This window comes from Acidobacteriota bacterium (genome assembly GCA_028875725.1).
GTDB lineage: Bacteria > Acidobacteriota > Thermoanaerobaculia > Multivoradales > Multivoraceae > Multivorans.
In genome coordinates this window covers 1-2,250 of record JAPPCR010000018.1, presented here as the reverse complement: position 1 = coordinate 2,250, position 2,250 = coordinate 1, and the positions used below count along the sequence as shown (strand labels likewise).

The window sequence follows — 2,250 nt, the reverse complement described above, 5'->3', positions numbered from 1 at the left end:
CGTGAAGGCTGCGTGCCGCGACGGTCGCGCTCGACCCACCAAGCGCTGGCGACCTTGCGGAGGCGCGCCGCCCCCGCCGACCTTTGGTCTACCCTGCGCCCCCCACCGAGCGAGGCAGGAATGCTCACGCGCCCGCAGTCACTTCCCGGCAGCCCCGCGATGGTTGCGCTTCTCTTCGCGGCAACCCTGGCAACCGCCTGCGATCAGCGGAACCCCGCTTCCGCCCCCGACGACCTCACCACCACGTTCGATACCGTTGCTGGCGTTATCCACGTTGCCAACTCCGGCACACCGGCCCGGTGGCAGCTGCTCCCGGTCGTCTCGATTGGACCCGAATCGCTGACCGAAACGGGCGGCGCTCCCGACGAGTTCGGCAGGGTCAGCGCGGTCGCCCTCGGCCCCGATGAGACCGTCTTCGTAGCGGACGCGGTGAACCACGAGGTCCGCGTCTTCGGTTTTGATGGAGCGCACGTGCGCACGTTCGGTCGCGAGGGCCAGGGACCGGGCGAGTTCAGGAGCCTCTATTCGCTGGCTTGGGTCGGCGACCGGCTTCTCACCTTCGATCCGCGACAAGGGCGCATTGGCGAGTTTTCGGGTGAAGGCCAGTGGCTCGGCCAGAGGCAAACGGCAGGGGGCTGGACGGGCTCACCCGCCTTGCTCCGGTTCTATCCTGTCGGTCCAAACGAGGTCTTTCGCTATGCTCTGAGTCCGGATCTCGAATCTCTCTGGGTGGGCCACCACAGCACCGGAGACACGGGAGACACCCTGCCCCGGTTGTCCGTCCAAACGGACCGCCTACCGGGCGCAACCCCGGGAATCACGTGCGAGTGGGAAGGGGGATTCGGCTACTACCCGCACACGGTCGGGGCGAAGCTCGTGCAGCATCCGGGATCCGGCGGGGTTGTCTACTCCGCGTGGGGGTACTTCTACCGAATCGCAGTCACCAACGCCGACGGGGACACGCTGCGGGTGATCGAGCGCGACCTGCCGCCCGAACCGGTCCCGGACGAGGAATGGGAAGCCGGAAGTGCCGAGTTCGAGGATCTTCGCGAGCGGAGACCGGACGCTTCCTGCAACCGCCAAAGCTACGCCCGGCCGGATCGCAGACCCTTCATCGACGAGATATTCATCGCGCCCGACGGCCAGCTTTGGGTCGACGTGATCCGCGCCGCCGGCAACCGCTGGGAGTTCTTCGATCCGGAGGGCAGGCTGCTCGGCACGGTTCCCGCGGTTCCCTACAAGGAGCGCACCGTCCCCGTCTTCCGGGGCGATTACGTCGCGACAATCCGCCAAGACGACTTGGACCTGGACCACGTTGACGTGTGGCGGCTCGAACCGCAGCCCGTCCGACGATAGACTCCGCCCGGACCCGCACCAAATGTTCCGGGTGGGCGCGAAATTGCCGGGGGTTTGAGGGGGGCGCAGCGTCCCCCCTCGCCAGCCGCGATGTTCAACGTCGCGTCGGCTGGCTTAGCCACCTAAACAGTGGCTTAGCCAGCCCCGGCGGAGCCGCCGAAACGCTTCTCCGGACACCGCCGGAACGACCAGCACTTGGGGACGGGCGGCTCACTCTGCCGCGCTGCCGACTTCCACCTTACCCAGACCCCTCGGAGACGGCGCGAATCGCTTCCACGCGATTCTGCACCGAAGGGTGCGTCATGCCTTTCTGCTTCGCGGACGCCCGCTTGACCAACGCCATCTTCTCCAGCGCCGACGCGAGCGGTTCGCCCCTTCCTCCGAGCAGATCGACCGCCAGAAGGTCGGTGGCGTGCTCGACGCGGCGCATCATCACGCCCAGCGCGACAAAGTACAGCGTGTTGCAGACCGTGATCGCGGCAATGGCGAGCGCGGGCCGGTCGGCAGCGAAGAGGGGAACGATGACGAGTTGAGAGCAGACGGTGATCGCTGCGGCCCACGCGACTCCGGAGAACAGCAACCTCACGTGGTCCCCTCGCACGATGTGGGCGATTTCGTGCGCGAGCACGGCCCGCACCTCATCGAGCGACAGCTCCGTGAACAGCCGTTCGCCGACCAGCAGCCACGGGTTGCGGATCCCCCACAGGACGAACGCGTTCACGAGGCCGCCCTCGTGAACGCGTACGGTAGCCGGTCGCTTGCCTTGGCGGGCCATGACCTCGTCCACCCACGACTGCAAACCGCCCGACTCGGGCGATTCGGCCAAGCACGGCGACCGTAGGAAGGTCAACCACGGCACCAAGAAGGAGTGCGCCAGCCAGAACACGATGTAGA

2 protein-coding genes are annotated in these 2,250 nt (G+C 67.1%); one reads left to right on the top strand and one right to left on the bottom strand.

The window, feature by feature from the left end:
- The first annotated feature begins 120 nt into the window (after nt 1–120).
- Complete coding sequence (locus OXI49_14520) at nt 121–1,356, top strand: hypothetical protein (protein MDE2691726.1); 1,236 nt, start codon at nt 121–123, stop codon at nt 1,354–1,356.
- Nucleotides 1,357–1,594: 238 nt separating this feature from the next.
- On the opposite strand, the gene OXI49_14515 is transcribed toward OXI49_14520, so the two are convergent.
- On the bottom strand, nt 1,595–2,250 hold a 656-nt coding region (locus OXI49_14515; GenBank protein ID MDE2691725.1), incomplete at its 5' end, for a M48 family metalloprotease.